General features: G+C 67.5%; 18 protein-coding genes. 13 read left to right on the forward strand and 5 right to left on the reverse strand.

Annotated features, from left to right (window positions below):
- Positions 1–623: 623 nt before the first annotated feature.
- A complete protein-coding gene (locus ACFQZV_RS12765) occupies positions 624–2,483 on the reverse strand; it encodes a phosphoenolpyruvate carboxykinase (GTP) (RefSeq protein ID WP_378753883.1) in 1,860 nt (619 codons plus the stop codon).
- A 123-nt stretch (positions 2,484–2,606) separates the two neighbouring features.
- Here ACFQZV_RS12765 and ACFQZV_RS12770 point away from each other — a divergent pair, with 123 nt between their 5' ends.
- Both ACFQZV_RS12770 and ACFQZV_RS12775 read left to right on the forward strand, forming a co-directional pair.
- Positions 2,607–4,049: a helix-turn-helix domain-containing protein gene (locus ACFQZV_RS12770; RefSeq protein WP_378753881.1), complete on the forward strand. Its 1,443-nt coding sequence runs from the start codon at positions 2,607–2,609 to the stop codon at positions 4,047–4,049.
- Positions 4,050–4,129: 80 nt separating this feature from the next.
- Complete coding sequence (locus ACFQZV_RS12775; protein ID WP_378753879.1) at positions 4,130–5,131, forward strand: AraC-like ligand-binding domain-containing protein; 1,002 nt, start codon at positions 4,130–4,132, stop codon at positions 5,129–5,131.
- Positions 5,132–5,240: 109 nt separating this feature from the next.
- On the opposite strand, the gene ACFQZV_RS12780 is transcribed toward ACFQZV_RS12775, so the two are convergent.
- Positions 5,241–5,843, reverse strand: a complete 603-nt coding sequence (locus ACFQZV_RS12780; protein ID WP_378753877.1) for a TetR/AcrR family transcriptional regulator — start codon at positions 5,841–5,843, stop codon at positions 5,241–5,243.
- Positions 5,844–5,969: 126 nt separating this feature from the next.
- Here ACFQZV_RS12780 and ACFQZV_RS12785 point away from each other — a divergent pair, with 126 nt between their 5' ends.
- The 4 genes from ACFQZV_RS12785 (at position 5,970) to ACFQZV_RS12800 (ending at position 10,931) form a co-directional block, all read left to right on the forward strand.
- Positions 5,970–7,958, forward strand: a complete 1,989-nt coding sequence (locus tag ACFQZV_RS12785) for a primary-amine oxidase (RefSeq protein WP_378753875.1) — start codon at positions 5,970–5,972, stop codon at positions 7,956–7,958.
- A 4-nt stretch (positions 7,959–7,962) separates the two neighbouring features.
- On the forward strand, positions 7,963–8,484 hold the full coding sequence (locus ACFQZV_RS12790; RefSeq protein ID WP_378753873.1) for a hypothetical protein: 522 nt from the start codon (positions 7,963–7,965) through the stop codon (positions 8,482–8,484).
- A 175-nt stretch (positions 8,485–8,659) separates the two neighbouring features.
- Positions 8,660–10,174, forward strand: coding sequence for an APC family permease (locus ACFQZV_RS12795; RefSeq protein WP_378753871.1), 1,515 nt, complete (start codon positions 8,660–8,662; stop codon positions 10,172–10,174).
- Position 10,175: 1 nt separating this feature from the next.
- Positions 10,176–10,931 carry an SDR family NAD(P)-dependent oxidoreductase gene (locus ACFQZV_RS12800; protein ID WP_378753869.1) on the forward strand — a complete coding sequence of 252 codons (756 nt, stop codon included), beginning with the start codon at positions 10,176–10,178 and terminating at the stop codon, positions 10,929–10,931.
- A 99-nt stretch (positions 10,932–11,030) separates the two neighbouring features.
- On the opposite strand, the gene ACFQZV_RS12805 is transcribed toward ACFQZV_RS12800, so the two are convergent.
- Together ACFQZV_RS12805 and ACFQZV_RS12810 are read right to left on the reverse strand one after the other, a co-directional pair.
- Positions 11,031–12,500, reverse strand: coding sequence for an NAD-dependent succinate-semialdehyde dehydrogenase (locus ACFQZV_RS12805; RefSeq protein WP_378753867.1), 1,470 nt, complete (start codon positions 12,498–12,500; stop codon positions 11,031–11,033).
- Between the two features lie 153 nt (positions 12,501–12,653).
- The gene (locus ACFQZV_RS12810) at positions 12,654–12,950 is read right to left on the reverse strand and encodes a hypothetical protein (protein WP_378753865.1); all 297 of its coding nucleotides are present in this window, start codon (positions 12,948–12,950) and stop codon (positions 12,654–12,656) included.
- Between the two features lie 162 nt (positions 12,951–13,112).
- Here ACFQZV_RS12810 and ACFQZV_RS12815 point away from each other — a divergent pair, with 162 nt between their 5' ends.
- Entirely contained in the window at positions 13,113–14,762 is a 1,650-nt protein-coding gene (locus ACFQZV_RS12815) for a thiamine pyrophosphate-binding protein (protein WP_378753863.1), read from the forward strand.
- Positions 14,763–14,782: 20 nt separating this feature from the next.
- Here the strand turns inward: ACFQZV_RS12815 and ACFQZV_RS12820 are convergent, their stop codons facing one another.
- Positions 14,783–16,651 carry an FAD-dependent monooxygenase gene (locus ACFQZV_RS12820; RefSeq protein WP_378753861.1) on the reverse strand — a complete coding sequence of 623 codons (1,869 nt, stop codon included), beginning with the start codon at positions 16,649–16,651 and terminating at the stop codon, positions 14,783–14,785.
- Between the two features lie 129 nt (positions 16,652–16,780).
- Between ACFQZV_RS12820 and ACFQZV_RS12825 the strand changes: the two genes are divergently transcribed.
- The 6 genes from ACFQZV_RS12825 (at position 16,781) to ACFQZV_RS12850 (ending at position 23,441) form a co-directional block, all read left to right on the forward strand.
- Positions 16,781–18,268 (forward strand): fumarylacetoacetate hydrolase family protein, encoded by a 1,488-nt coding sequence (locus tag ACFQZV_RS12825; RefSeq protein ID WP_378753859.1) that lies wholly within the window; start codon positions 16,781–16,783, stop codon positions 18,266–18,268.
- Positions 18,265–18,969 (forward strand): GntR family transcriptional regulator, encoded by a 705-nt coding sequence (locus ACFQZV_RS12830; protein ID WP_378753857.1) that lies wholly within the window; start codon positions 18,265–18,267, stop codon positions 18,967–18,969. The genes ACFQZV_RS12825 and ACFQZV_RS12830 overlap by 4 nt, the downstream gene beginning before the upstream one ends.
- A gap of 14 nt (positions 18,970–18,983) precedes the next feature.
- On the forward strand, positions 18,984–20,483 hold the full coding sequence (hpaE, locus tag ACFQZV_RS12835) for a 5-carboxymethyl-2-hydroxymuconate semialdehyde dehydrogenase (protein ID WP_378753855.1): 1,500 nt from the start codon (positions 18,984–18,986) through the stop codon (positions 20,481–20,483).
- Between the two features lie 116 nt (positions 20,484–20,599).
- Positions 20,600–21,751: a 3,4-dihydroxyphenylacetate 2,3-dioxygenase gene (gene hpaD, locus ACFQZV_RS12840; RefSeq protein ID WP_378753853.1), complete on the forward strand. Its 1,152-nt coding sequence runs from the start codon at positions 20,600–20,602 to the stop codon at positions 21,749–21,751.
- 119 nt (positions 21,752–21,870) lie between these two features.
- A complete protein-coding gene (locus ACFQZV_RS12845) occupies positions 21,871–22,656 on the forward strand; it encodes a 2-keto-4-pentenoate hydratase (protein ID WP_378753851.1) in 786 nt (261 codons plus the stop codon).
- Complete coding sequence (locus ACFQZV_RS12850; protein WP_378753849.1) at positions 22,641–23,441, forward strand: HpcH/HpaI aldolase family protein; 801 nt, start codon at positions 22,641–22,643, stop codon at positions 23,439–23,441. The genes ACFQZV_RS12845 and ACFQZV_RS12850 overlap by 16 nt, the downstream gene beginning before the upstream one ends.
- The last annotated feature ends 26 nt before the right edge of the window (positions 23,442–23,467 follow it).

Below are 23,467 nucleotides of genomic sequence, written 5' to 3' on the forward strand. Positions count from 1 at the left end.
AGAGTGGCGCCACGGCGCGACGGCCCGACGGCACTACGGCCCGACGTCGCGCCGGCGCGGCGGCGCGCGGCACTACGGGGCCAGGGCGCGACGGCGCCACCGGGCCGCGGGGCCGCCATGCCACCGGGTCACCGGGCCACGGGCGGGACCGCGCGACCCTGGGAGGCCACCCCACCCAGGTTCAGTGGACGCGAATGTACGCCGATACCCCCGCAACCTGTGCAAACGCGTCCACTGAACAGAGAGCGGCAGCGGCCAGACGCCCAGCCCCGATGACGCCGTGCGACGTCTCTCCCGCCCCGCGTCCCGTCAAGCTTCAGTGGTCGCGAATGTACGCCCACGGCCCCGCCCGCCGTACATATGCGTCCATCGAACAGAGGAAGTCACGCCCCCGCCCGCCCGCCGCACACGTGCGGCCATCGAACAGAGAAAGTCACGCGCGCTCCACCGAACAGAGGAAGTCACCCACGCTCCCCCGCACAGCGAAAGCCACACTCAGGTCCGTCGAAGAGAGAAAACCCCCTGCGCGCACAGAGAGAGTCGCACGTCGCCACGGCCGGGCCGCGCGCAGACGACGATGACGGATGCCACGCCCCCAGGTCGCGGCATCCGTCACAGAATCGTCAGGCGCGCTGCAACCGGTAGCGCAGTGCGGCCAACTCGGACCAGAGGGCAGCAGGAATCTGGCCGTCGAACCCGTGGTAGAACTCCTCGGTGAGGTCGGCTTCGCGCATCCATGACGTCGTGTCGATCGCGAAGAGCTCCTCGAGCGCTTCGGGTGTGACATCCGTGCCTTCGACATCGAGGTCCTCGGGCCGCGGCAGGCGTCCGATCGGGCTGTCGACGGCCGGAGCCTCGCCCTCGATCCGGCGGATGATCCAGTCGATGACACGCGCGTTGTCGCCGAAGCCCGGCCACAGGAAGCTGCCGTCGGCACCCTTGCGGAACCAGTTGACCTGGAACACGCGCGGCGCGCGGTCGAAGCGCAGCTTCTGCCCGATCTTCAGCCAGTGCGCGAAGTAGTCCGCCATGTTGTAACCGCAGAACGGCAGCATCGCGAACGGGTCGCGGCGCAGCTCACCGACCGTGCCTTCAGCGGCCGCGGTGCGCTCGGACGAGATGTTCGAGCCCATGAAGACACCGTGGGTCCAGTCGGTCGCTTCGACGACGAGCGGAACGTTGGTGGCGCGGCGCCCGCCGAACAGGATCGCGTCCAGCGGCACGCCTTCAGGGGCATCCCAGTCGTCGGCGATCTGCGGACACTGGGCCGCCGCGACGGTGAAGCGCGAGTTGGGGTGTGCCGCGGGGCGCCCGGATGCCGGAGTCCAGGGGTTGCCCTGCCAGTCGGTGAGCTCAGCCGGCGGCTCGTCGGTGAGACCCTCCCACCACACGTCGCCGTCGGGGCGGAGGGCGACGTTGGTGAAGATCGTGTTTCCCCACAGCGTCTCGACCGCGGTGATGTTCGTCGACTCGCCCGTGCCGGGCGCGACCCCGAAGAACCCCGCTTCGGGGTTGATCGCCCACAGGCGTCCGTCCTCTCCGGGACGAAGCCATGCGATGTCGTCGCCGAGCGTCTCGACGCGCCACCCGGGGATGGTGGGCTTGAGCATCGCGAGGTTCGTCTTGCCGCACGCGGAAGGGAACGCCGCCGCGACGTGGTAGCGGCGACCGGCCGGGTCGATGACCCGGATGAGCAGCATGTGCTCGGCGAGCCAGCCCTCGTCGCGGCCGATCACCGAGGCGATGCGCAGGGCGAAGCACTTCTTAGCGAGGATGGCGTTGCCCCCGTAGCCGGAGCCGAACGACCACACCTCAAGCGAGTCGGGAAAGTGCACGATGTACTTCTCGTCGTTGCACGGCCACTCGACGTCGGCCTGGCCCGGCGCGAGCGGGGCGCCGACGCTGTGCACGGTCTTGACCCACGGGGCGCCACCGGCGATCTCGCGGAGGACGTCACTGCCGACCCGCGTCATGATCCCGATGGACGCGACCGCGTAGGCGCTATCGGTGATCTGTACGCCGATGTGCGAGAGCGGTCCGCCGACGGCGCCCATCGAGAACGGCACGACGTACATCGTGCGTCCGCGCATCGACCCCTCGAACAGCGGAGTGATCGTGGCGCGGATCTCGTCGGGCGCGACCCAGTTGTTCGTGGGACCTGCGTCGTGTTGGTTCTCGGACGCGATGAAGGTCCGCGCTTCCGTGCGCGCGACGTCGCTCGGGTGCGATCGCGCAAGGTACGAACCCGGCCGCCACTCGGGGTTGAGTTTGATGAGCTTGCCTTCGTCGACCATTTCGCGCAGGAGCGCCTCGTTCTCGGCGCGTGACCCGTCGACCCAGTGGATGCGATCAGGTTGGGTGAGCGCGGCGATCTCATCGACCCACGCCGTCAGTTCGGCCAGCCCCTCACCGCCCGGTCGTGCACCGAACGAGCGGACCGGGGTCTCGGATGCGGGGCGGGTCAGGAAGTCAGCCAGGGCCATGGGAGTCTCTCTTCGTCGACAGTTCGGTCAGATCGCGGTTCTCTTCCACTATCCGACGCCTCAGAACGAGCTTCTCGCCAGATCGGGGTTCAAGAATCGGTTTTCTTTCCGTATGATCAAGGAATGTCGCCGACACCGTTGGAACTGTCGACCCTGGGTCACCGCATCCGTCATCAGCGGGTCTCGCACGGGTACACCCTCGATGAACTCGGGGAGCTCGTCGGCATCGCCGGCAGCCAACTGAGCCTCATCGAGAACGGCAAGCGCGAGCCGAAGCTATCGGTGCTACAGGCCGTCGCCGCGGCCACTGGGGTCGAGGTCACCGACCTGCTCTCACCCGAGCCCCCGAACCGCCGCGCGGCCCTCGAAATCGAACTCGAACGCGCCCAATCGAGTTCGGTGTTCCGCCAGCTCGGGATCGCGCCGGTGAAGGTCACCAAAGGCATGTCGGACGACACGATCGAATCGGTCCTCGGTCTTCATCGCGAGCTCCAGCGACGCGAGCGCGAGGCGATCGCCACCCCCGAAGAAGCGCGTCGGGCGAACACCGAGTTGCGCCTCAAGATGCGGGCGGCGAACAACTACCTCGGCGACATCGAGAAGCTCGCTGAGAAGCAACTGTCGGCCGCCGGACACGTCTCAGGCGCGCTGACCCACCGCACGGTGAGCATCATGGCCGAACAACTCGGCTTCACGCTCATCTACGCGAGTGATTTACCCGGCTCGACGCGGTCGATCACCGACCTCGAGAACGGCCGGATCTATCTGCCGCCGGCGTCGATCCCCGGCGGGCACGGTCTGCGATCGATGGCGCTGCAGGCGATGGCCCACCGCCTGCTCGGACACGTCCGCCCGACGGACTACGCGGATTTCCTGCAGCAGCGGCTTGAGATCAACTACTACGCCGCCTGCTGTCTCATGCCCGAGACAGCTGCGGTGAACTTTCTCACTCAGGCCAAGAAGGATCGGAATCTTGCCGTAGAGGACTTCCGCGATGCGTTCGGTGTCACACACGAGGCAGCGGGGATGCGGATGACGAACCTGCTCACAGAGCACCTCGGCATGCCCCTGCACTTCTTGCGCGTCGACGGGTCGGGGGCAATCTCGCGTGTGTACGAGAACGACGACCTGCCGCTCCCTCAGGACGTGACCGGTGCCGTCGACGGTCAGATCGCATGCCGGAAGTTCTCGGCCCGTGCGGCGTTCTCGGAACAGAACCGCACCACCGAGCACTACCAGTACACGGACACGCCAGCCGGCACCTACTGGTGCTCGACGCAGACCGGGAGTACCGCGGACGGCGAGTTCTCGATCACCGTCGGCGTTCCATTCGATGACGCCAGATGGTTCCGCGGGCGTGAGACTCACAAGCGTGCCACGTCGACCTGCCCGGATGAGGCATGTTGTCGCCGCGCCCCGGCCGACATCACCGACCGATGGGCCGACAAGGCCTGGCCGAGCGCCCGGGTGCATATGCAGATGTTCTCGCCGCTGCCTCGCGGAACTTTCCCGGGCGTCGACGAGAACGAGGTCTACGAGTTCCTCGATCGTCACGCTCAGGGGTGACGGGCGCGTTTTCGTACACCTGTTCAGAAATGCGCCTCTCGTGCGTATGCTGACGGGACACGATGACGTGGAGGTACCCGATGCCCGACTCGCTCCTCGCGCCCGCCTCAGGAAATCGCTCGGTGCTGGACCTGCATGCGGTGAGCCCGAAGGACCGCTTCGACGCCTGGGCCGCCGCAATCGACGGGAGCTTCGTTCCCCTCCAGGCCGTGGGGCCCGATTCCGACTCCCGCGAGTCCTTCATGGGAGGGCTGGTTTCTCAGCCACTCGGCGCCTCATCGGTAAGCACCGTGACCGGCACCGCTGTCGACGTCCATCGCGGTGCGCGTGAGATCGCCGCATCCGATCCCGGGTACATCAAACTCGGATTTCAGCTACGGGGGTACAGCGTCGTCATGCAAGACGGACGCGATGCGGCCCTGGCACCGGGGGACTTTGCCCTCTACGACACCACCCGACCGTACGTGGTCGCCTCGGAAGACGCCTTCCGGATGTTCGTGGTGATGTTCCCGCTGACCTCGCTCCACGTCGAACGCGACGTCCTCAGCGACTTCACCGCGCGCCGCTTCTCAGGACGCACCGGCGTCGGCGCGATCGCTTCGCGCTTCCTGGCGGAGATGGCGCGCCAACTCGATGCGGACGAACTGCCCTCGGCGCTCCCCCTCTCGGACGCCGTCCTCGACCTCGTCGCCGCCGCCATCGCCGATCGCACGGAAGGCACAGGAGGTCTCAGCGAAGACGCGCATCGACGCGCTCTCCGCACGCGCATCGAGTCGTACATCACCGCGCGCCTCGCCGACCCCGATTTGTCGGTCTCTTCGATCGCCGCCCGGCACCACATCTCAGTCCGCTACATGCAGAAGCTGTTCGAGGAACAGCACACGACCGTGCGCGGCTGGATCCGCCACCGGCGACTCGAAGCGAGTCGACGAGACCTCGCGTCGTCGTCGATTCCCGTCGCGGCCGTAGGTATCCGGTGGGGCTTCGCGGATGCCGCCGCCTTCGCGCGCGCGTTCCGTCAGGAGTTCGGGATGCCGCCGAGCCACTACCGCGCGTCGGTCAGGGGCGTATCCGCCGGCTGATCGACCTCGACTCAATGAGATCGCGTCGTCGGCGAGGCCCAGGTGTGGGGCCGACCGCCGGGAAGGCGCGCACGTCCTTCCGCACCGGGCGTGCCGGCGTGCTGCGGGGTCAGTGATCGATTCGCGTTGCGCGCACTCGCGCGAGGAAGCCGTCGAGCTGCGCGAGCAACCGCGACGGCGTCGCCTCGTCGGGGGCGAACACAGCCATGATCTGCGCTCCCATGAGCATGGACAGCAACTCGTCGACGACCTCAGTGACGTCGATCTCTTCGCGCACCTCGCCTCGCTCCGCGGCGGACTCGAGCGCGTGCGCGAAGGAGATCCGCCACTGCGACGTCCGATCCGCGAACAGCTGAGCCTCGGAGGCATCCCCCAGACTCCGCTGCCAGAACGTGATCACGACACGGGCCTCTGCGAGCCGTTCTTCGTCGAGTGGCAGGATCTCGATGGCGAGCGCACGCAAGCCTTCGAGACCAGGCGCTTCAACCAAACCTGATGCACGGTCGTTGGTCGCGTTGAACACGTGCTCGAAGGCGGCACTCATCACCGAGTCCTTGCTCGGAAAGTAGTAGCGGAGCAACCCGTTCGAGTACCCGGTCACCTCGGCGATCCGGCGCGTCGTCGCGGCTTCGATTCCGTCCGACGCGATCAGGCGCCAGACCCGCCCGATGATTTCTCGGCGGCGCTCGTCGTGGTCGACATACTTGGGCACCTCCTGAAGGTAACAGAACAGTAACAGCGCCGACCTTGTTCTTGTACGGGCGTACGAAAACCTGGACACTGAACGGACGACGCGCCGATGCGTCGCCGAGCCCGAAGACGGGACAGGAGACGACACATGACCATGCCCGACTCCCCACGAGCTTCTGAGATGCACCCGCTGACGTCACTCACGAGCGCCGAACTCGACACAGTCCGAGAGATCGCGTTGGCGCACCTGATGTCGAGCGAGTCGACACGATTCGCGTATGTCGGACTCGAAGAGCCCCACAAGAGCGAGGTTCTGGCGTGGGAAACCGGCGAAGGGCCGCTCCCTGAGCGCCGCGCACGCCTGCAGTTGATCGACCTGGCCAGCGGCGACTCGCTCGACGCCGTCATCTCCTTGGACGCTGAGACGGTCGTGCGGAAAACCGACCTCGACGGCGCCGAGGGCCGTGTGCCGATCCTCGACACCGAGTTCGAGCTCGTCGACGAGATCGCCAAGCAAGATGCCGCGTGGATTGCCGCGCTCGCCGCGCGCGGCCTGAGCGTCGACGATGTCGTGCTCGTCCCCTTGTCGGCCGGAAACTACGGCTTCGAAGACGAGACCGGACGACGGCTGCTCCGCACGTTCGCCTTCCAGCAATTCTCTCCGGAGGATCATCCCTGGGCGCACCCCGTCGACGGACTCACCGCCTACGTCGACGTCACCCGGCGAGAAGTCGCGAAAATCGTGGAGGGCCCGTCGTTCGAGATCCCTCAGACCTCCGGAAATTTCGACGACCCCGACGTGCAGGGCCCACCGCTCGAAGGCCTCAAGCCGATCGTCATCACGCAGCCCGACGGCCCCAGCTACGCGATCGACGGTGAGCGCGTGACGTGGGGCAACTGGGATCTGCGCATCGGATTCGACACACGCGAGGGCGTCGTGATCCGCGAGCTCTCCTTCGCCGGGAGGCCGATCATGTACCGCGGATCGGTCAGCGAGATGGTCGTGCCCTACGGTGATCCGTCCCCGAATCGCTTCTGGCAGAACTACTTCGACACCGGCGAGTACCTGTTCGGCCGCTCCACGAACGAACTCGAACTCGGCTGCGACTGCGTCGGCGAGATCCACTACTTCTCCCCCGTCGTCGCCGATGAGATGGGGATGCCGCGCACGATCCGCAACGGCATCTGCATGCACGAGGAGGACTTCGGGTCGCTGTGGAAGCACACCGACCTGTTCACAGGGTCATCCGAGGTTCGTCGGCAGCGCCGACTCGTCATCTCGTTCTTCACGACGGTCGGCAACTACGACTACGGCTTCTTCTGGTACCTCTACCTCGACGGCACGATCGAGTGCGAGGCGAAGCTCACCGGAGTCCTGTTCACCTCGGCCTATCCCGGGTCGAACGACGACGGCACGCCTTACGCGTACGCATCCGAAGTCGCTCCGGGACTCGGCGCGCCGTACCACCAGCATCTGTTCTCGATGCGTCTGGACATGACTGTGGACGGCACGGCGAACGTCGTCAACGAGATCGACGCCGTGCGACTGCCGATCTCGGAGACGAACCCCTACGGGAACGCGTTCACAAAGAAGGTGACACCGATCGAGTCCGAGAAGCAGTCCGGGCGAGTCGCCGACGGCGCCGTCAACCGGGTGTGGCAGATCGCCTCGACGGAGAAGACCACCGAGCTTGGCCAGCCAACGTCCTACGTGCTGTTCCCCGAGTCGCACCCCACGTTGCTGGCAGCCGACGACTCGTCGATCGCCGCCCGTGCCGCATTTGCCACGCGCCATCTGTTCGTCACGAAGTACGACCCCGACGAACGATACGCCGCGGGAGACTTCGTCAACCAACATGCGGGACACGCGGGTATCCCCGAGTTCATCGCGGGCGACGAGCCGCTGGTCGGCGAAGACATCGTGCTGTGGCACACCTTCGGGCTGACCCACTTCCCGCGAAACGAAGACTGGCCGGTCATGCCGATGGACTATGCGAAGTTCACGATGAAGCCGTACAACTTCTTCGAGCGCAACCCTACGCTGAACGTTCCGGCGCCGGCACCCGCCCACGGATGCGGATGCGTGTCGGGCGCGTGCCAGTGCGACCACAGCGCTGACGGGCACGCAGGCCACTGACGTGATGGAGGTGCTCCACGCGCTCGCCGTGGCACCCGCCGCCGTGGGCACGTGCTGTGCGGCCGCCGACCGCAGCCGCGGCGGCTCGCATAGCAGCGACCTCGCAGCCTCGGCCCTGATGACGGTGGCGATGTTGGATGCGGCGCTCCTCCACGTCATCCCAGTGCTGTGGTGGGCACTCGCCCTGGGTGCGGCAGCCGTCGGATCGGCGATCGCGGCGCGCATGCGACAGGGCACACGCCGCGATCGCGTTGTGGACGCGGCGATGAGGATACATGCCGGTGTCGGCATGGTCGTCATGGCGGGACTCATGCTCGTTATGGCGGCGAGCCACACCGAGACGATCGCATTCACGAGCGGCGGCCACCATCACGCCGGTTCGCTCGCGCCGGTGGGCGCCGTGGCGGCGTGCGCATACGGCGTCGCGTCCGTCGTCCTCGCCGCGCGCGCCGCACGGTGGGAACGCGTCGAGTACCTCGCGATGGGCGCGTCAACCCTCCTGATGGGTTTCGCCGCGATGCTCTGACACCACCGATGTGCGCGGAACGCACAGCACTTCCCCCGACGCGCACGGTTGGTCCCCGGCCCGTGTGCACCTCAATCCGCCGCGGATACGCTCCTGGACGATGCCACGCCGACGTGCATCAGGCGTGCGACCCGAACGACCGGCACGTACACCTCACCCTTCCATTGGAGTTCACATGACATCTCCGACCTCATCCGATGCCCTTGCTCGCAACAAGCTCGGCGTCAGTTCGATCGTCTTTCTGGTGCTGGCTGCGGTCGCACCACTCACCGTCGCGATCGTCGTTCTACCGCTCGCGATCGCCTTCGGCAATGGTGGCGGCACGCCGGTGGCCGTCCTCATCGTCGCCGTCGCGCTCCTCCTCTTCGCAATCGGCTACGCGCAGATCACGAAGGATCTCGTCAACGCCGGCGGCTTCTACGCCATCGCAGTGAAGGGGCTTGGCCGTGCCGCGGGGTTGGTGACCGGACTCATCGCGACGATCGGCTACAACTTCTTCGTGGCGGGAGCCCTCGGCACGATCGGCTTCTTCACGGGCGCCGTCGTCCTCCCAGCACTGTTCGGCTTCGAAGTGCATTGGTTCCTGTGCGGATTCGTCCTCTTCGCGATCATTTTCCTGCTCGCGAGGTCCGGCATCCATGTCAGCGCGATCGTGCTCGGGGTCGCACTCGTCCTCGAGATCGTCATCCTCCTCGCCTTCGGTATCTCGGTTCTGATCCAGACCGGATTCAGCCTCGACGCGTTCACGATGGCCCTCAGCCCCGAGATTCTCGTCGGTGGCTCGATCTGGATCGGCCTGCTCATGGTCGCGACCGCGTTCATCGGGTTCGAAGCCACCGCGCTGTTCGGCGAAGAGGCGAAGAACCCTCGTAAGACGATTCCGCGGGCCACCTACGCGTCGATCATCATCATCGGGCTCATGCACGCGTTCGTTGCGTGGGCCATCGTCAGCGCCGTCGGCGTGGCCGATGCCCAAGCCGCAGCTCTCGACAGTCTGGCTGCGGGAGACCTGACGCTCGTGCTGATCGACACCTACCTCGGACCGTTCGTCGGAGTGATCGCCCTTGTGCTTCTCGTGGTGAGCCTGTTCGCGGCGCAGTTGGCATTCCACAACTCCGCGGGCCGCTACCTGTTCGCTCTGGGTCGCGCGCGTGTCCTGCCCCAGTGGCTTGCCCGCACGAACAGCAAGGGAGCCCCCGAGCGGGCCTTGATCGTCAACTTCGTCTTCGCGGTGTTCGTCGCGGGGATCTTCGCCGTCTTCGTCGAGACGGATGCCGACGGCATCCCGCTCCCGCCCGTGCTGACGCTCGTGCCGGTCGGTCTCGGATTCGCCACCCTCGCGATCATGATCGTGCAGGCCATCGCCGCGCTCTCGATCGTGGTGTACTTCCGGCGTACACGGAACCCGCGGTGGTGGAGCACGTTCATCGCCCCGGGCATTGGGTTCATCGCTCTGTTCGTCTTCAGCGTGATGGCGATCTTCAACTTCACGCTGGTCGCAGGGTCCGAAGCCCTCTACGTGCAGCTGCTGCCGTGGCTCTTGGTGTTGGCGGTGGTCGGCGGGGTGATCTATGCCTCGTACCTCAAGTCGCGCAAGCCCGAGGTGTACCGCGGGCTCGAGGCCGACCTTGAGAACTTCACGGAGTTGCCCGAGGACCACACCATGTCAGGCCTTCCGGGAAACCACTAGGGTGCCCCTCGACCTCATGCTCCCCGAGCGCGTCGTCGTCACCGGCGGCGCCTCGGGGATCGGCCTGGCGTGCGCACGGTTGTTCCACTCCGCAGGCGCGCAGGTCGGGATGGTCGGCCGCTCGCCTGAGCGACTCGTGGCAGCCCGCGAGTCGCTCGGTGGCGGCGCTCACACAGCGATCGCTGATGTCGGTGACGAGCACGCGATCACCGGCGCGATCGACGAGCTCGCCGCGGCCATGGGCGGGGTCGATGCCCTCGTCGTGAGCGCCGGAATCGACGGAGAGATGGGTGCGTCGGTGCGCGATGTGACCGCGCAGGGGTTCCGCGAGGTACTCGACGTCAACGTTCTGGGTGCGTTCCTCGCCGTACGTGCTGCCTTGCCGCGGCTTGAGCTATCTGTATCGCCGAGCGTGACGCTCGTCGGGTCCGACTCCGGTTTCGTCGCCGTGCCGGGCATGCTCGCCTACAACGCCTCGAAGGGCGCGATCGTGCAACTCACTCGCGCACTCGCCGTGGAACTCTACGACCAGTACGGGATCCGGGTGAACAGCGTCGCGCCCAGCGTCGTCGACACCCCGATGGCCCGGCGCGGTCTCGGGGATGCGATCATGGATGCGCCTGACTTTCCGTTGCAGTCACCCGAAGATGTCGCTTGGTCGGTCGCCTACCTGTCATCTGCCCGCGCCCGGGCGATCAACGGAACGACGCTGCTCTCGGATTTCGGGTACACCGGACGATCGTCTTTTCCGGCGTGAGCCGTCGGCCACGCGCAGTACGCCTCCTCATCCGCGGCGAGCGCAGCACCGCCCCACCGACACGAACCCGTCGGAGGGGCGGTGTTGTGCACTCAACGCTCAGAACGGGTTGGGCGTGAGCGTGTACTTCGTCTGGAGGTACTCGTGGATGCCCTCGGCTCCGCCTTCGCGACCGAGGCCCGACATCTTCCAGCCGCCGAACGGTGCGGCGGCGTTCGAGACGACGCCCATGTTGAGGCCCATCATTCCGGTCTCGAGACGCTCGATCATGCGCTGGCCGCGCGACAGGCTCTCGGTGAAGACGTACGAGACGAGACCGTACTCGGTGTCGTTGGCGAGGCGCACAGCGTCATCCTCGTCGTCGAACGGGACGATGGCGAGCACCGGCCCGAAGATCTCTTCACGCAAGATGTCGCTGCCGGCCTGCACGTCGGTGATGACGGTGGGCTCGTAGAACGTGCCGTTCCCTTCGATGCGGTGCCCGCCCGTGCGCAAGGTCGCACCCTTCTCGAGTGCGTCACCGACGAGCTCCTCGGCCTTCGCCACGGCCTTGCCGTCGATGAGGGGCCCGATCTGCACGTCGTCTTCGGTGCCGCGCCCGATGCGCATCGCCTGAACGCGCTCGGTGACCCGGTCGGCGAACTCGGCCGCGACCGAGCGGTGCACGATGAAGCGGTTCGCGGCGGTGCACGCTTGACCGATGTTGCGGAACTTCGCCAGCATCGCCCCGTCGACCGCTTTGTCGAGGTCCGCGTCGTCGAAGACGATGAACGGCGCGTTGCCGCCGAGCTCCATCGAGGTGCGCAGAACACCCTGCGACGCCTGCTCGAGCAGACGCTGTCCCACACCGGTCGATCCGGTGAACGACAGCTTGCGCAGCCGCGGGTCGCGGATGATCGGCTCCGAGACGGCGCCGGATGTCGATGTCGTGAAGACGTTGACGACGCCCTTGGGCAATCCCGCATCCTCGAGCAGCTGCGCGAACGCGAGCGTCGTCAGTGGGGTGAGCTCGGCCGGCTTGATGACGACGGTGCACCCGGCCGCGAGCGCGGGGGCGATCTTGCGCGTGGCCATCGCGAGGGGGAAATTCCAGGGCGTGATGAGGAAGCACGGACCCACCGGGTGCTGCGAGACGATCATGCGTCCGGTGCCTTCGGGGTTGGCACCGTAGCGACCCTGGATGCGCGCGGTCTCCTCGCTGAACCAGCGCAGGAACTCGCCGCCGTAGGCGACTTCACCGCGCGCCTCGGCGAGCGGCTTGCCCATCTCGATCGTCATGAGCAGCGCGAAGTCTTCCTTGCGCTCCTGCAGAAGGTCGAAAGCCCGACGCAGGATCTCGGCGCGCTCGCGAGCGGGCGTCGCCGCCCAGGCCGGGAACGCGTCGACCGCGGCATCGAGGGCTGCTTTCCCATCCTCGGGCGAGGCGTCGGCGATCGTCTTGATGACGGCGCCGGTCGCCGGATCCGACACCGTCAATGTGCGGTCGCCGGATGCGGCGCGCCACTGGCCGCCGATGAAGAGTCCGTCCGGAACGGAATCGAGCAGTGCGGTCTCACGGTTCTCGGTCACAGGACTCCTTCGTCGACTCGGGATGCCGCCGAACGGCACCCTTGGATCGTATACGATCTCGGGGGATCTCGTCCCATTTTTCCGACATCAGACCGCCGACGCGATGTACGCGACGTACATTCGGGGCAGCGAGACTGCCGGAGCGGAAGGTCTTCAGAACGCGTCGACGAATCGGACGTTGTACTCCGCCACTCGTTGCGGCACGCCATCGAACGCCGCAGCCCGGGCATCCGAGGCCAGATAGGTTTCCTCGAGCGCGAGAAACGCGTCGCGATCACCCTCCGCGCTCACTGCCCAGACGAACTCGTTCGTTTCGCGGATGCCGCAGGCGAACTCGATCGTGAATCCTGCGGCAGGACGGATAGCGGGCATCGTGGACTCGTACCACGCGATGAACGCGTCATACTCTCCATCGACGAGGGTGTAGCGACGCAGCTGGATGGTCTTCATGCGCTCCATCCTGGCGCGGGCGCGACCTATACTCGAACCGTCCGTCGGCCCCTGCCCGACCGGTGCTCGAAAAATGGGCACGCAGCCTCCCGGTGACCACGCCGGGCGCGCGAGACACATACGGCTCCCCCGTTCCGTTCCGTCTCGAAAGGCACCACCCCTATGTCCACCGTCTCCACCCACGTCGCGGTCACCCTCGCCCGCCATATCGACCACGTCTTCGGCGTGATGGGAAACGGGAACGCTTGGTTCCTCGACGCGCTCGTCCGCTCCACCCGCGCCGACTACACCGCTGTGCGACACGAGGCCGGTGCGGTCGTCGCCGCCGACGCGTTCCACCGCGCTTCGGGCCGACTCGCTGCGGCGACCGCCACTTACGGCGCCGGTTTCACCAACACCCTCACCGCGCTGGCTGAAGCCGTCCAGGCCCACGTGCCGCTCGTCCTCGTCGTCGGTGACGAGCCCACCTCGGGTCCACGCCCTTGGGACGTCGACCAGATCGCCCTCGCCGCTGCCGTGGGCGCGCGCACGTACACGGTCGGCCGAGCGGATGCCGCGGCCACCACCGTCATCGCCGTCGAGCACGCCCTCACCTATCGGGTTCCGACTGTGCTCGCGATCCCTTACGACGTGGCGACCTTGGATGCCGGCGTGGTCCCCGAGACCCTCGCCCCACGCATCCCCGAGCCACTGCAGCCCTCGTCGTTCGCGCACGAGATCGCGAACGACGTCGCCCGGGCGCTCGCCTCGGCCGAGCGCCCGGTCCTCATCGCCGGTCAGGGCGCGTGGCTCGCCGGGGCCGGCCCGGCCCTCGGCCGCCTCGCGGATGCGACCGGTGCGCTCACCGCGACGACCGCACTCGGACGCGGCATCTTCCCCCGGAGCGAGTTCGACCTCGGCGTGACCGGCGGCTTCGGTGCCGAACCGGCGATGGAGGCGATCCGCGACGCCGATGTCGCCGTCGTCTTCGGTGCGTCGCTCAACCAGTTCACGATGCGCTTCGGCGCTCTCTTCTCCCCCACCACGCGGGTGATCCAGGTCGACGTCGCCCCCGCCGCCACCCACCCCCACGTCGGCGGCTACATCCGCGGCGACGCGAAGATCGTCGCCGACACGATCGCCGACCGACTCGACGCGCTCGGCGCGACGCCGTCGGGGTGGCGCGAGAGCGTCGATGTCGCGGACCTCCGGCGACGCGACAGTGGGGATGCCGCGGCATCCGACGGCCGCCTCGACCCCCGCGCGGTCGCCAGGCGGATCGGTGAACTCCTGCCCGATGACCGCGTCGTCGTCTCGGACGGCGGTCACTTCATCGGCTGGGCCAACATGTACTGGGACGTCGCCAGCCCCGACCGCATGATGATGGTGGGCACGGCTTACCAGTCGATCGGCCTCGGGTTTCCGTCGGTCCCTGGGGCCGCCCTCGCCAAGCCGACCTCGACCGTGGTACTCACCACGGGCGACGGCGGTGGCCTGATGGCCCTCGCCGACCTCGAGTCAGCCGTTCGCGTCGCCGGGGGCCGCGGCCTCGCCGTGGTGTGGAACGACGGCGCGTACGGCGCAGAGGTCAACCTCTACGGGCTCAAGGGCGTGGCGACAGGCCCCATGCTGATCCCCGACGTGGATTTCGCGGGCCTCGCGCGCGCCGTCGGCGCCGAAGGCGTGGTCGTTCGCTCGCTCGATGACCTCGACCGGCTCGCCACGTGGGTGACCGAAGACCCCCAGACGCGCCGCTACCTGCTGCTCGACCTACGCATCTCGTCGTCGGTCATCGCGCCGTACCAGCAGGAGATCATCCGCGTGAACTCCTGACGCCCCGCGCACGGACTGCGTCAGACCGCGGTCATGTTGCCGTCGAAGAACGCGGCCAGCGCGGCGGCGTCGGTCAGCGGAAGGACGGCGGCGACATACTGGTCGGGGCGGACGACGACGACCACCCCGTCTCGCGAGAGGCCGCGCTCGTCGAAGATGTCAGTCGCCGTCCAGGCGCTGGGCGCTGCAGCGAAGACCTTCTCCCAGTCACGCAGCCCCAGCGGGCCTGTTTCGGGACGAAAGATCTCGGGCACTGCGGTGACGTCGACGTCCTCGTACCGCTGCGGGTAGATCACCTTGACGTCGAACACGGCATCCACGTCGGCATCCGCGGGCGTGAAGCGGCGCACCGGTGACTCCGGCGAGGTCGCCACCCAGTCAGCCCAGGAGTTCAGCGCGATGGCCTCCGCATCCGCGAACGCGTAGATGCGCCAACGGCCGTCAGCCTTCGCGTGGTGTCCAAGATGCACCGCGTTGCCGTCGGCGACGAGCACGACCTCCGAGGACTTGAAGCGCTTGCCGATCGGGAAGCCTTCGGCGAGCGCCTGGTGCGCAGCATCCGCCACGATCGCCGACGCGTCGTACTGCGTCATGAACCCGGACGGAAACTCCGCCGTCGCGAGATAGTAGGTGGCCAGATCGCCCGGGTCGGTGATCTCTTCGGGCTTGCGGGCCATGAGCGACGACCATTCGCGGTCGAAGTCGATGAGTTGCTGGGCGACGGGGCGGCGCTCGGCCGAGTACGTCGCCAGCAATGATTCGGGGCTGCGCCCGGTCACGACCGAACCGAGCTTCCAGCCGAGGTTGAATCCGTCCTGCATCGAGACGTTCATGCCCTGCCCGGCCTTCGCGGAGTGGGTGTGGCAGGCATCACCCGTGAGGAACACTCGCGGGTTCTGCCCCGAGTCGCCGGCGTCGTCGAAGTAGTCGGTGACGCGATGGCCGACCTCGTAGACGCTGTGCCATGCGACCTCGCGCACATCCAAGGTGTACGGGTGCAGGATCTCGTTCGCCTTCGCGATGATGGTTTCGATGGGCGTCTGGCGAACCCGGTGGTCGTCGTCTTCGGCGACCTCACCGAGATCGACGTAGATACGGCAGAGGTAGCCGCCTTCGCGCGGGATGTGAAGGATGTTGCCGGCCGACGAGTTGATCGCGCATTTGGTTCGCCAGTCCGGGAAGTCGGTGTTGACCAGCACGTCCATGACACCCCACGCGTGCAACGCGACATCACCGACGTGCACGCGTCCGATGGCCTCCCGCACCCCGCTGCGGGCACCGTCGCACCCGGCGACGTAGCGGGCGCGAATGGTGCGTTCATCGCCGGCGCGCGGTCCGGTGGTGTGGCGCACCCGCACGTCGACGCCGTCATCGTCGACCTCGAGGCCGAGGAACTCAACGCCGTAGTCGGGCACGATGCGTCCGGGCCCGTGGGCGGCGGCTTCGGCGAAGTAGTCGAGCACACGTGCCTGGTTGACGATGAGGTGGGGGAACTCGCTGATGTTGAGGGCGTAGTCCTCAGTGCGCGCGGTGCGCACGATGTTGTCGGGATTCTCGGGATCGGGTGCCCAGAAGTTCATGTAGGCGATGTTGTATGCCTCGGCGACGATGCGCTCGGCGAACCCGAATGCCTGAAACGTCTCGACGCTGCGGGGCTGGATGCCGTCGGCCTGCCCCAACGGCAGACGCCCCTCGCGTCGTTCGATGATGCGGGTGGTGACATCGGGGAACTGCGACATCTGTGCGGCCAGGAGCATGCCGGCGGGACCGGATCCGACGATGAGGACGTCGACCTCGTCGGGCAGGTCGTCGGGACGATCGAGACCGGTGCCCGCAGCCGGCTGGACCCTGGGGTCTTTCGAAACGTAACCGTGGTGGTGGAACTGCATGCGAACTCCTCGGTGACTTCCTCGTCGGCCCCGACATCGTCGTGGGGATCGGGCTTGCCCGACTCTGCACGATCATATACGATTTCGGATACGACGCAACCGGACGGACGACGCAGGGCGAGGGAGCTCATGACAGATCACACCGCATCCGATGATCCGCGATTCCGCGGCCTTCCGACGCGCCCCGGCAAGATCATCGCCATCCATCTCAGCTATGAATCGCGCGCGGCGCAACGGGGGCGGCGGCCGCAGCATCCGTCGTACTTCTTCAAGCCGTCAAGCTCGATCGCGGCATCCGGAGGCACGGTCGAACGCCCCGCAGGAACCGAGCTGCTCGCCTTCGAAGGCGAGATCGCGCTCATCATCGGTACGCCCGCGCGTCGGGTGACCTCGGCAGATGCCTGGCAGCACGTTGCCTCCGTGACCGCCGCGAACGACCTCGGCCTCTACGACCTGCGCGCCAACGACAAAGGCTCGAACGTGCGATCCAAGGGCGGCGACGGCTACACCCCCCTCGGCCCGAACCTGATCGACGCGCGCACGATCGACCCCGGCGCGTTGCGCGTGCGCACGTGGGTCAACGGCGACCTCGTACAGGACGACACCACGGCGGGCCTCCTCTTCTCGCTCCCCCGACTCGTCGCCGATCTCTCGCAGCACTTCACCCTCGAGCCCGGCGATGTCATCCTCACCGGAACACCCGCCGGCTCCAGCGTCATCTCCCCCGGCGACGTCGTCGAGGTCGAGGTCGACGCCCCCGGTACGGGAGCATCCAGCGGCAGGCTCACCACCACGGTCGTCGAAGGCGCCGCGGGCTTCGACGGCGACCTCGGGTCACTGCCGTCGGTCGACGACACCCAGCGGGCCGAAGCCTGGGGCTCCCGCGAAGCGGCGGGGCTACCGCCCGAACCCGCCGCACGCCCGCGGCTGAGCGCAGAGGTGCGCGCCAAGCTCGCCGAAGCTCCCGTCGCCGGCCTGTCGCAGCAGCTGCGAAAGCGCGGACTCGACAACGTCACCATCGACGGCGTGCAACCGCTGCATCCCGACGCCAAGCTCGTCGGTGTCGCCCGTACCCTGCGGTTCGTTCCCCTGCGCGAAGACCTGTTCGCCGCCCACGGCGGCGGCTACAACGCCCAGAAGCGCGCCTTCGACGCCGTCGTAGACGGTGAGGTCATCGTCATCGAAGCGAGAGGCGAATCCGGTTCGGGCACACTCGGTGACGTCCTCGCCATCCGCGCCCACGCCCAGGGTGCAGCCGGCATCGTCACCGACGGGGGTGTCCGCGACCGCGACGCCGTGGCCGCCGTCGGCATCCCGGTGTACACGGTCGGCGCACACCCGGCCGTCCTCGGCCGCAAGCACGTGCCGTGGGAGCACGACGTGACGATCGGATGCGGCGGCACCACCGTACAACCCGGCGATGTCATCGTCGGCGACGCCGACGGGGTCATCGTCATCCCGCCGTCGCTGGTCGAAGAAGTCGTCGACGCCGCACTGGCACAAGAAGAACAAGACGCGTGGATCGCCGCCCGCGTCGCCGAAGGCCACCCCGTCGACGGGCTGTTCCCCATGAACGCCGCGTGGCGCGCGCGCTACGACGCCGAGCGGGGCGAATGATGAGCGTGTCGGATGCCGCGGCCCCCGCATCCGCTCGCAGCAAGTCGCAGCAGGCGTACCACTGGATCAAAGAGCGCATCGCCCGCCAGGACTTCTCGCCGGGCTACCGCCTCGTGCTCGGGACGATCGCCGGCGAACTCGATATGAGCGTCGTGCCGGTGCGCGAAGCCGTGCGCCAACTCGAGGCCGAAGGGCTCGTCACGTTCGAACGCAACGTCGGCGCGCGCGTCTCAATGGTCGACGACTCGCAGTACCGCTACGCGATGCAGTCGCTGTCGATCCTCGAAGGTGCGGCGACAGCGCTCGCGGCACGGCGACTGACCGCCGACGACATCCGGGACGCGCGACGTGTCAACGAGTTGATGATCGAGACGCTCGACCACTTCGACCCGAAGGCGTTCACGGCCCTCAACCAAGAGTTCCACGCGACGCTGTTCCACAAGTGCGCCAACCCCCGCATGCTCGACCTCGTGCGGGGCGAATGGGCCCGTCTCGGCCACCTCCGCGACTCGACGTTCAGCTTCGTTCCCGGCCGTGCCCAGGAATCCGTCCGAGAGCACGAGAACATCCTCGTGCTCATCGAGCAGGGCGCACCTCTGGGCGAGATCGAGAAGGCCGCGCGACGCCACCGCTCGGCGACCCTCGACGCCTACATGATCCATGAGCATCCCGATGAGGCCCTCGGCCTCCCCGCATTCTGACCGAAGGAGAACCCATGAACGACACCACTGAGCGTCCCGCCGATCTCCCCGACCGCATCCAGCACTACATCGACGGACAGTTCGTCGACTCGATCGACGGCGACGAGTTCGATGTGCTCGACCCGGTCACCAACGAAACCTATGTGCGCGCCGCGGCGGGCAAGAAGGCGGACGTCGACGCCGCCGTCGCCGCCGCGCGGCGCGCGTTCACGGACGGACCCTGGCCGAAGATGCTTCCGCGGGAGCGCTCGCGTGTGCTCAATCGCATCGCCGACATCGTCGAGTCGCGCGACGCACGCCTGGCCGAGCTCGAATCGTTCGACTCGGGGCTGCCGATCACCCAGGCTCTGGGACAGGCCCGCCGCGCCGCCGAGAACTTCCGATTCTTCGCCGACCTGATCGTCGCCCAGACCGACGACGCCTTCAAGGTGCCCGGCCGCCAGATCAACTACGTCAACCGCAAGCCGATCGGCGTCGCCGGGCTCATCACGCCCTGGAACACCCCGTTCATGCTTGAGTCGTGGAAGCTCGCTCCCGCGCTCGCGACCGGCAACACCGTCGTTCTCAAGCCTGCCGAGTTCACCCCGCTGTCAGCGTCGCTGTGGGCGGGAATCTTCGAAGAGGCGGGACTCCCCCAGGGCGTGTTCAACCTCGTCAACGGATTCGGCGAGGACGCCGGCGACGCCCTCGTGAAGCACCCCGACGTGCCGCTCATCTCGTTCACGGGTGAGAGCTCGACGGGGCAGCTCATCTTCGCCAACGCGGCGCCCTACCTCAAGGGCCTGTCGATGGAGCTGGGAGGAAAGTCACCGGCGATCGTATTCGCCGACGCGGACCTCGAAGCAGCGATCGACGCGACGATCTTCGGCGTCTTCTCGCTCAACGGCGAGCGCTGCACCGCGGGCTCGCGCATCCTCGTTCAGCGAGAGGTCTATGACGAATTCGTGGAGCGCTACGCGGCACAGGCATCGCGGGTCGTCGTCGGAAAGCCGCACGACCCCCGCACCGAGGTCGGAGCCCTCGTGCACCCGGAGCACTTCGACAAGGTCATGTCCTATGTCGAGATCGGCAAGGCAGAGGGACGACTGGTCGCCGGCGGCGGCCGCCCCGAAGGGTTCCCGACGGGCAACTTCGTGCAGCCGACCGTCTTCGCCGACGTGTCACCGGACGCGCGGATCTTCCAGGAAGAGATCTTCGGTCCCGTCGTCGCCATCGCGCCGTTCGACACCGACGACGAGGCCCTCACTCTCGCGAACGACACCAAGTACGGCCTCGCGGCCTACGTCTGGACGAGCGACCTCAAGCGCGCCCACAACTTCGCCCAGCAGGTCGACGCCGGCATGGTGTGGCTGAACTCCAACAACGTGCGCGACCTGCGCACGCCGTTCGGCGGGGTGAAGGCATCGGGCCTCGGGCATGAAGGTGGCTATCGCTCGATCGACTTCTACACCGACCAGCAGGCCGTGCACATCACGCTCGGCCCCGCCCACAACCCCACCTTCGGCAAGGCCTGACCCTCCCCGCCCGCCCGCCCCGTCGGTTTGTGCGGAGAACACGCCGTGACCCATCGCCCGCGAACGGCAACGACTCCGCACAAACGGACCGGGACGAACACCCGCAAGGAAGCGAAATGAACGACAAGACCCGCACCTCCTCCGGCTTCTTCGTGAGCCAGGAGGCCCCCATCCACACCGACAACCCCGTCCCGACTCCCACGGCCCCGGCGCCCGACATCCTGCGCTGCGCCTACATGGAACTCATCGTGACCGACCTGGCGGCATCCCGTCAGTTCTATGTCGACGTGCTGGACCTCGTCGTCACCGAAGAAGACGACGACGCGGTGTACCTGCGGTCGATGGAGGAGTTCATCCACCACAACCTCGTTCTGCGAAAGGGGCCCGTCGCCGCCGTCGCCGCCTTCTCGTATCGCGTCCGCACGCCCGAAGACCTCGACAAGGCCGAGGCGTTTTACCGCGAGCTCGGTTGCCGCGTCGAACGCCGCACCGAGGGATACACGAAGGGCATCGGTGAGTCGGTGCGTGTGACGGACCCACTCGGGTTCCCGTACGAGTTTTTCCACGAGGTCGAGCACGTCGAGCGCCTCGCGTGGCGCTACGACCTGTACACGCCGGGTGCCCTGGTGCGGCTGGACCACTTCAACCAGGTCACCCCTGACGTGCCCCGCGCGGTCAAGTTCATGCAGGACCTCGGCTTCCGGGTGACCGAGGACATCCAGGACGACGAGGGCACGGTGTACGCCGCATGGATGCGCCGCAAGCCGACCGTCCACGACACCGCCATGACCGGCGGCGACGGCCCGCGCATGCACCACGTCGCGTTCTCCACGCACGAGAAGCACAACATCCTCGCGATCTGCGACAAGCTCGGCGCACTGCGCCGGTCGGATGCGATCGAGCGCGGACCCGGACGCCACGGTGTGTCGAACGCGTTCTACCTCTACCTGCGCGATCCCGACGGCCACCGGGTCGAGATCTACACGCAGGATTACTACACGGGCGACCCCGACAACCCGGTGGTCACGTGGGATGTGCACGACAACCAGCGCCGCGACTGGTGGGGAAACCCCGTCGTGCCGTCGTGGTACACCGAGGCCTCGCTCGTGCTCGACCTCGACGGCAACCCACAGCCGGTCGTAGCCCGCACCGACAGCTCCGAGATGGCCGTGACGATCGGCGCCGACGGCTTCTCGTACACCCGCGAGGGCGACGACACCCTGCCGGAGTGGAAGCAGGGCGAGTACAAGCTGGGCAACCAGCTGTAGACCGACCGACCGGCGTAACTCCACCGAGTCGGGGCGACGGGGCCTGCTCGAGCCCCGATCTCACACCTCGCCACCCGCATCCGTGGAGTTATGCAGACCACCCACACGAAGGAGACCGGATGCTGCCGCACGACATCATCGCCGCCATCGCCGACGAGCTCGCCGAGGCCGATCGCACGCACAGCGTGATCCCGCGGATCACGGCGCGCTACCCGGAGGCCACCGTGGAAGATTCCTATGCCATCCAGGGTGTCTGGCGCGATAAGAATCTGGCCGCGGGACGCCGGCTCGTCGGGCGCAAGATCGGCCTGACGTCCAAGGCGATGCAGCAGGCCACCGGTATCTCCGAGCCGGACTACGGGGTCATGTTCGACGACACCGTCCATCACTCCGGTGCAGAGATTCCCGTCGATCATTTCTCGAACGTGCGCATCGAGGTCGAGCTGGCGTTCGTGTTGAAGGCTCCGCTGGCGGGGCCCGACTGCACGCTCGACGATGCGCTCGCGGCGATCGACTACGCCGTCCCGGCCCTCGAGGTGCTCAATTCCCACATCGAGCTCGAAGGGCGCACGATCGTCGACACGATCAGCGACAACGCCGCCTACGGGGCGATGGTCCTCGGCGACGTGCGCAAGCGCCCCGATGAGATCGACCTGCGGTGGGTTCCCGGGGTGCTCAGCCGCAACGGCGAGATCGAAGAGACCGGCGTCGCCGCCGGCGTCCTCGGCCACCCGGCGACCGGTGTTGCGTGGCTCGCGAACAAGTTCCACCAGCACGGCGCCCGGCTCGAGGCCGGCGAGATCATCCTCGCCGGATCGTTCACGCGACCGATGTGGGTGGAACGCGGCGACACCGTACGATGCGACTACGGACCGATGGGAGTCATCGAATGTCGCTTCGTCTGATGCCGACGTTCCGCGCCATGCTCGCGGAGGCCGACCGCCCGCTCGCCGGCATGTGGGTGTCGTCGGGCAGCCCACTCGTCGCGGAGGTCTGCGCGGGTTCCGGCCTGGACTGGTTGCTGATCGACATGGAGCACGGCCCCAACGGGCTCGAGTCGGTACTCGCGCAACTGCATGCGGTCTCGGCCTACCCGACCACGCCCGTCGTGCGCGTACCGATCGGCGACACCGTCACGATCAAGCAGGTGTTGGATCTCGGCGCGCAGAACCTGCTGGTGCCGATGGTGTCGTCGGCGGCGGATGCGGCGGACGCGGCCGCCGCCGTCCGCTACCCACCGCGCGGCCGCCGTGGCGTCGGGTCGGCACTCGCGCGTTCGGCGCGCTGGAACCGCGTCGACGATTACCTGACGGATGCCGACGAGCATGTCTCGCTGTTCGTGCAGATCGAGACCATCGAGGGCGTCGAGGCAGCCGGCGAGATCGCCGCGACCGACGGGGTCGACGGTGTCTTCGTCGGGCCGAGTGACCTCGCGGCGTCGATGGGCCTGCTCGGGCAGCAGACGCACCCCGACGTCGTCGACGCTGCGCACCGCGCCTTCGCCGCGGTGCGCGCCGCCGCGAAGCCGGTCGGTGTGAACGCCTTCGATCCGGCCGCCGCGCAGGCGCACCTCGAATCCGGCGCGAGCTTCGTGCTCGTCGGCGCGGACGTGTCGCTCCTCGCACGCGGCTCCGAAGCCCTCGCCGCACGGTGGTCGTCTGCGGCGAACCGCGATCGCGCCTCGTATTGACGCGACCGAGGCGCACCGGGCGCACC

This window comes from Microbacterium koreense (genome assembly GCF_042677105.1).
Taxonomy (GTDB): Bacteria; Actinomycetota; Actinomycetes; order Actinomycetales; family Microbacteriaceae; genus Microbacterium; species Microbacterium koreense.

Bases quoted from the DNA above. Each gene is read 5' to 3' on its own strand.
- ACFQZV_RS12765 (WP_378753883.1), bottom strand. From the start codon at position 2,483: ATGGCCCTGGCTGACTTCCTGACCCGCCCCGCATCCGAGACCCCGGTC.
- ACFQZV_RS12770 (WP_378753881.1), top strand. From the start codon at position 2,607: ATGTCGCCGACACCGTTGGAACTGTCGACCCTGGGTCACCGCATCCGT.
- ACFQZV_RS12775 (WP_378753879.1), top strand. From the start codon at position 4,130: ATGCCCGACTCGCTCCTCGCGCCCGCCTCAGGAAATCGCTCGGTGCTG.
- ACFQZV_RS12785 (WP_378753875.1), top strand. From the start codon at position 5,970: ATGACCATGCCCGACTCCCCACGAGCTTCTGAGATGCACCCGCTGACG.
- ACFQZV_RS12790 (WP_378753873.1), top strand. From the start codon at position 7,963: ATGGAGGTGCTCCACGCGCTCGCCGTGGCACCCGCCGCCGTGGGCACG.
- ACFQZV_RS12795 (WP_378753871.1), top strand. From the start codon at position 8,660: ATGACATCTCCGACCTCATCCGATGCCCTTGCTCGCAACAAGCTCGGC.
- ACFQZV_RS12810 (WP_378753865.1), bottom strand. From the start codon at position 12,950: ATGAAGACCATCCAGCTGCGTCGCTACACCCTCGTCGATGGAGAGTAT.
- ACFQZV_RS12815 (WP_378753863.1), top strand. From the start codon at position 13,113: ATGTCCACCGTCTCCACCCACGTCGCGGTCACCCTCGCCCGCCATATC.
- ACFQZV_RS12820 (WP_378753861.1), bottom strand. From the start codon at position 16,651: ATGCAGTTCCACCACCACGGTTACGTTTCGAAAGACCCCAGGGTCCAG.
- ACFQZV_RS12825 (WP_378753859.1), top strand. From the start codon at position 16,781: ATGACAGATCACACCGCATCCGATGATCCGCGATTCCGCGGCCTTCCG.
- ACFQZV_RS12830 (WP_378753857.1), top strand. From the start codon at position 18,265: ATGATGAGCGTGTCGGATGCCGCGGCCCCCGCATCCGCTCGCAGCAAG.
- hpaE (WP_378753855.1), top strand. From the start codon at position 18,984: ATGAACGACACCACTGAGCGTCCCGCCGATCTCCCCGACCGCATCCAG.
- hpaD (WP_378753853.1), top strand. From the start codon at position 20,600: ATGAACGACAAGACCCGCACCTCCTCCGGCTTCTTCGTGAGCCAGGAG.
- ACFQZV_RS12845 (WP_378753851.1), top strand. From the start codon at position 21,871: ATGCTGCCGCACGACATCATCGCCGCCATCGCCGACGAGCTCGCCGAG.
- ACFQZV_RS12850 (WP_378753849.1), top strand. From the start codon at position 22,641: ATGTCGCTTCGTCTGATGCCGACGTTCCGCGCCATGCTCGCGGAGGCC.